Raw genomic sequence first — 6,212 nt, 5'->3', positions numbered from 1 at the left:
TTTTATCACTTCACTAGTTACAACATTTTGACAAAAAAAAAGGATCAAAACGATCCAAATTTTCTCCCTAAATTTTTAGGTTTTTCTTTAATCACCAATCGATACCTATCAATAATGCCGGGCTATGTTCTTTTACTCCACCCATACTCTAATAAGAAAGTAGCAGCCATCATAATAACTATTTACTTTGCTCGTTCTATAGTTGTTATAGCCAAACAAGTTGCCTTGATGTAAAGACTAATGCTCATAGCTCTTTTTTATATCTTTTTACTCTTTTGTCTATGATTGAGTATAGAGAAGATCAAGGTTTTGTGTGTGTTTAATGAAAGAGCTTTGGTGCTCATTCATGCTTTTAAAGAACTTCTAGGGTTTAAAAACTCTAAGTTGGTCTTAAAAGGAGTCAATCATGTTGTTTCCTCGTCTTGCAAACAACCCTCAAAAAGATCCTAATATTGGATTTGTAGAGAAATTTTCCTATGGTTTAGGCGATTTTGCTAGCCAGATGCTCTACACCCCTACTGGCAGTATTTTGATTTACTATTACACTGAGTTTGTAAACGTAAATATTGCTGTTGTTGCAACCATTATGTTGCTCTCACGTTTCCTTGATGGTTTTTCCGATCTATTTGTTGGTTGGTTAATCGAAAATACCAAGAGCCCTTATGGTAAGGCTCGTGCATGGCTGATCCGCATGTTGATTCCATTCTTCATTGCCATGGTGGCTATGTTCTCAGTGCCTCCAGGGATGTCTGATTGGCTCAAATATGTCTACATCTTTGTGTCATACAACTTTGCCATTACTGTGGTTTATACCGCCATTAACCTCCCTTATGGCTCTATGACCACTACTATGACCAATGACTCTTACCAAAGATCTATTATCGTTATCTACCGTATGCTTTTAGCTACCGCAGGTAACACCTTAACCATGATTGTAACCTTACCTATGGTTGAGTTCTTCGGTAATGATCAGACCGCTTGGACTATTACTTTCATGATCTTAGGTGCAGTAGCTTGCTTCTGCTTCTTCTTAACCTTTGCTTTCTGTCATGAGCGTATTATTACTCCAGCACCTGAGAAGAGCGATTTAAAGACCACTTTAAAGGTAATCAAGGGCTTATTCCACAACAAGTATTGGATCATGTTAACTTTCGCCATGTTAACTACCTTTACTGCTGACGTGGTATTTGGTACCGCTAATACTTACTACTGCCGTTACTTCTTAGACAACCCAAATCATATTGGTACTTTTGCCACCATTATGAATGTCTTTAAGGTTGGCTCCATGATCTTAATCTTACCAATTATGCTCAGAACTATTGGTAAGAGAAACGCTCTGATGTTTGCCTGTGCTGTAATTGCTTGTGCTGCGTTAATTAGATTTATTGATCCATATAGCGCTACTGTAGCTTTCATTGCCGCTGCTATTTGGGGCTTCGGTCAAGGCTTTACCTACGCTTGCGTATTCGCCATGTTACCAGACTGTGTAGAGTATGGTGAGTACATCGACCACGAGCGTCACGAGGGTATGGTTTACTCAGGCGCAAGCTTCGGTATGAAGTTAGCTGCTGGCTTAGGTGCTGTATTAGCATCCTCTGTAATGCAATTTGGTGGCTATGTTAACGGCGCTACAGAGCAGACTACTGAGGCTATGAACACCATCTTAATCGCAACTACTGTATTACCTGCTGGCCTCTTTATCCTTGGTATTGTATCTGTATTAGGCTATAAGCTTGACAAGATCTATCCTGAGGTTATCAAGGAGTTACAAAGACGTAAGGTTGAGGGTGATCCTTTAGCCCCTAACTACAAGGCTCCAGCAGCTGAGGCTAATACTCAAGCCTAATTAACAGTTAGATAACAACAACCCAAAAACTTTCTAGGTTTATCACATACAAAGGCAGGCTAATAGGCAAATGTACTATTTAGCTTGCCTTCTTAAAGAAGAACTTTTTGACAAGACTTATAGCTTATAGCTTTTGTCAAAAAGCTCTTAATAGCTCTAGCTATCAAGGGTTTAACTATGTTTAACCCAATGGTATTAACAACAAAGTACTACATCTTATTAATCAGAATTTTTGTAGTTGCTTTAGCAAAAATAATCTAGCCTTACCTATATTCTTTAACTTACCCAGTAATGTTAAGTAATTAAGGCTCAAACTCTAGATTAAATGAAGTATTAACCTCTGTCATCTAGAAGCCAAGATGCACGAAATTAATACCTTCATTTTTGCTTTTTAAGGAAAAGACCTTTCCTAGAAGCAATAGCACTTATGTGCATGTATGTTGTTTTGAAAATTTAAAGAACTGTAGTGTCTTTCAAAGTTAGCCTTATGTTCTTTTAAAGCAAACTAAAGATACTTAACTTAAGTTCTTTTAAGGATGGTTACATGTTGTTTTCTGCTTTGGTAAACAATCCGCAAAAAAATCCTAATATTGGATTTATGGAGCGTTTTTCCTATGGTTTAGGAGACTTTGCCAGTCAGCTTTTATGTACCCCAGCAGGAGCCATTTTAATTTACTACTACACTGAGGTAGTAAACGTTAATATTGCTATTGTAGCTACCTTAATATTGGTTTCACGCTTTTTAGATGGTTTGTCCGATCTCTTTGTAGGTTGGTTAATTGAAAATACCAAAAGCCCTTATGGCAAGGCCCGTGCCTGGGTTCTACGAATGATTTTGCCTTTCTTTGTGGCTACGGTTGCGCTCTTTACTGTACCTGCAGGCATGTCAGATATCTTCAAATATATCTACATCTTTGTGTCATACAACTTTGCCATTACTGTGGTTTATACCGCCATTAACCTCCCTTATGGCGCTATGACCACCAGCATGACTAATGATTCTTACCAAAGATCAATTTTAGTAATCTACCGTATGTTGTTAGCCACAGTTGGTGGCACCTTACCCATGGTAGTAACTTTCCCAATGGTTGAGTTCTTCGGAAATGATCAGACCGCTTGGACTATTACTTTCATGATCTTAGGTGCATTAGCTTGCTTCTGCTTCTTCTTAACCTTTGCTTTTTGTCATGAGCGCATAGTAACTCCACCACCTGCTAAGAGCGATTTAAAGACCGCCTTAATTGTAATTAAGGGCCTCTTTAAAAATAAGTATTGGCTCATGCTTACAGGTGCTATGTTAGCTACCTCTACTGGTGATATGGTTTCTGGCTATGCTAATACTTACTACTGCCGCTACTTCTTAGAAGATCCTAATTTAATTGGTGCCTTTGCCACTATTGGCAACTCTTTTAAAATTGGAGCCATGATTATTATCTTGCCTATCATGCTTAAAAAGATAGGTAAGAACAATTCTCTAATCTTTGCTTGTGCCATCATTGTAGTGGGCTACTTATTACGCTTAATTGATCCATACAATGCTAACATTGCTTATTTGGCAGCAGCTGTTGTTGGTTTTGGTCAGGGCTTTAGCTACGCTTGCTTGTTCGCCATGTTACCTGACTGTGTAGAGTATGGAGAGTACATTGATCACGAGCGTCACGATGGTATGGTTTACTCAGGCGCAAGCTTCGGTATGAAGTTAGCTGCTGGCTTAAGTGCTATATTAGCATCCTCTGTAATGCAATTTGGAGGCTATGTTAACGGCGCTACAGAGCAGACTGCTGAGGCTATGAACACCCTCTTATTAGCAAACACTGTATTACCTGCTGGCCTCTTTATCCTTGGTATTGTCTCTGTACTTGGCTATAAGCTTGACAAGATCTATCCTGAGGTTATCGATGAGTTAAAAAGACGTAAGGTTGAGGGCGATCCTTTAGCCCCTAACTACAAGGCTCCTGCAACTGATGCTAATACTCAAGCCTAATTAACAATTAGACACTTTCTAGGTTTTCATCACATACAAAGGCAGGCTAATAGGCAAATGTACTATTTAGCTTGCCTTCTTAAAGAAGAACTTTTTGACAAGGCTTATAGCTTATAGATTATAGATTATAGCTTTGTCAAAAAGCTCTTAATAGCTCTAGCTGTCAAGGGTTTAACTATGTTTAGCCCAATGGTATTAACAACAAAGTACTACATCTTATTAATCAGAATTTTTGTAGTTGCTTTACAAGACTAATTGGCTTTGTAAGGCGCTTTAGCAAAAATAATCTAGCCTTACCTATATTGTTTAACGTACCCAGTAATGTTAAGTAATTACGGTTAAAACTCTAGATTGAATAAAGTATTAACCTCTGTCATCTAGAAGCCAAGATGCACGAAATTAATACTTTCATTTTTGCTTTTTAAGGAAAAGACCTTTCCTAGAAGCAATAGCACTTATGTGCATGTGTGTGTGTTGTTTTGAAAAATTAAAGAACTGTTGTGTCTTTCAAAGTTGGCCTTATGTTCTTTTAAAGCAAACTAAAGATACTTAACTTATGTTCTTTTAAGGATGATTACATGTTGTTTTCTGCTTTGGTAAACAATCCGCAAAAAAATCCTAATATTGGATTTATGGAGCGTTTTTCCTATGGTTTAGGAGACTTTGCCAGTCAGCTTTTATGTACTCCAGCAGGAGCCATTTTGATTTATTACTACACTGAGGTAGTAAACGTTAATATTGCTATTGTCGCCACCATAATGTTGGCTTCACGCTTTTTAGATGGTTTTTCCGATCTCTTTGTAGGTTGGTTAATTGAAAATACCAAGAGCCCTTATGGCAAGGCCCGTGCCTGGGTACTACGAATGATTTTGCCTTTCTTTGTGGCTATGGTTGCGCTCTTTACCGTACCTGCAGGCATGTCAGATATCTTCAAATATATCTACATTTTTATTACTTACAACTTTGCTATTACTGTGGTATTTACCGCCATTAACCTCCCTTATGGCTCTATGACCACCAGCATGACTAATGATTCTTACCAAAGATCAATTTTAGTAATCTACCGTATGTTGTTAGCCACAGCTGGTAGCACCTTAGCCATGGTAGTAACTTTCCCAATGGTTGAGTATTTTGGAGGTGATCAAAAGGCTTGGACTATTACTTTTGTAATTTTAGGTTTAATTGCTTGTTTTACCTTCTTTTTAACCTTTGCTTTTTGTCATGAGCGTATCGTAACTCCACCACCTGCTAAGAGTGATTTAAATACTACCTTAATTGTAATTAAGGGCCTCTTTAGAAATAAGTATTGGCTCATGCTTACAGGTGCTATGTTAGCTACCTTTACTGGTGATATGGTTTCTGGCTCTGCTAATACTTACTACTGCCGCTACTTCTTAGAAGATCCTAATTTAATTGGTGCTTTTGCCACCATTGGTAACTCTATTAAGGTTGGTGCCATGATTGTTATCTTGCCTATCATGCTTAAAAAGGTGGGTAAGAGAAATTCTCTAATCTTTGCTTGTGCCATCATTGTAGTGGGCTACTTATTACGCTTAATTGATCCATACAATGCCAACATTGCTTATGTTGCAGCAGCTATTGTTGGCTTTGGTCAGGGCTTTACCTACGCTTGTGTATTTGCCATGTTGCCTGATTGCGTAGAGTATGGTGAGTATATTGACCATGAGCGTCATGAGGGTATGGTTTACTCAGGCGCTTCCTTTGGTATGAAATTGGCCAATGGCTTAGGCCCTGTAATAGCCTCAACTGTAATGCAATATGGTGGCTATGTTAACGGTGCTGAGACTCAAACTGACATGTCTATGACTACCATTTTAATTGCCACTACCGCTATTCCATCAGCCTTATTCGTACTAGGTATTATCAGTATGATTGGCTATAAGCTCGATAAGCTTTACCCTCAAATCATTAGTGAGTTGCAAAAACGTAAACAAGATAGCACCTCAATTAATGCTTAAAAAGGTTTCACAACAACCAGTATAGCCTCTGATCCTCTTTAGTTGGAGGCAAAATAAGTTGGCAAGCAAGTGCATACCTTGCTTGCCCATCCTAAAGCTAATTATGCGCCAAGGCTTTTAAAGTTTGCCTCCCAAACGAGACACTATGCCAGGCACCAGCGCTAAAGCTAAGCGTAATGCGCTAGTCAAATAAACAAGGCTAAGAGTTTTGCCGCATAATGGTTAATTTTTCTTTTTTACAACAACCAGTATGCCTCATACAGCGTGAGGCAATATTACATATAGACCGACAATTTGATGCGTCAGATAAAAACAAATAATTAACGTTGTTTATAAAATATAATACAGAAGGATAAAATAGTGTAGTTTTATAGTCAGGACTTATAAGCTATTAAACACTTAT

The 6,212-nt window shown here is 38.2% G+C and carries 4 protein-coding genes; all 4 read left to right on the top strand.

All coding sequences use genetic code 11. The features are described from left to right. A partial coding sequence (locus tag MXE38_RS11740) for a hypothetical protein (protein WP_246915269.1) occupies window positions 1-234 on the top strand: 234 nt, incomplete at its 5' end. Window positions 235-406: 172 nt separating this feature from the next. Continuing rightward, window positions 407-1,846, top strand: coding sequence for a glycoside-pentoside-hexuronide (GPH):cation symporter (locus tag MXE38_RS11735; protein WP_246915266.1), 1,440 nt, complete (start codon window positions 407-409; stop codon window positions 1,844-1,846). Between the two features lie 544 nt (window positions 1,847-2,390). Further along, window positions 2,391-3,830, top strand: coding sequence for an MFS transporter (locus tag MXE38_RS11730; RefSeq protein WP_246915263.1), 1,440 nt, complete (start codon window positions 2,391-2,393; stop codon window positions 3,828-3,830). Window positions 3,831-4,408: 578 nt separating this feature from the next. Next, complete coding sequence (locus MXE38_RS11725) at window positions 4,409-5,809, top strand: glycoside-pentoside-hexuronide (GPH):cation symporter (protein ID WP_246915260.1); 1,401 nt, start codon at window positions 4,409-4,411, stop codon at window positions 5,807-5,809. Window positions 5,810-6,212: the final 403 nt, after the last annotated feature.

The sequence above is a fragment of the Anaerobiospirillum sp. NML120448 genome, assembly GCF_023050945.1.
Lineage (GTDB): Bacteria > Pseudomonadota > Gammaproteobacteria > Enterobacterales > Succinivibrionaceae > Anaerobiospirillum.
The sequence above is the reverse complement of the archived record's forward strand: the minus strand, read 5'-3'. Positions and strand labels throughout refer to the sequence as shown.

What these genes read in the sequence shown, in the direction of transcription:
- MXE38_RS11735 (WP_246915266.1), top strand. Translation starts at nt 407, where the DNA reads ATGTTGTTTCCTCGTCTTGCAAACAACCCTCAAAAAGATCCTAATATT.
- MXE38_RS11725 (WP_246915260.1), top strand. Translation starts at nt 4,409, where the DNA reads ATGTTGTTTTCTGCTTTGGTAAACAATCCGCAAAAAAATCCTAATATT.
- MXE38_RS11730 (WP_246915263.1), top strand. Translation starts at nt 2,391, where the DNA reads ATGTTGTTTTCTGCTTTGGTAAACAATCCGCAAAAAAATCCTAATATT.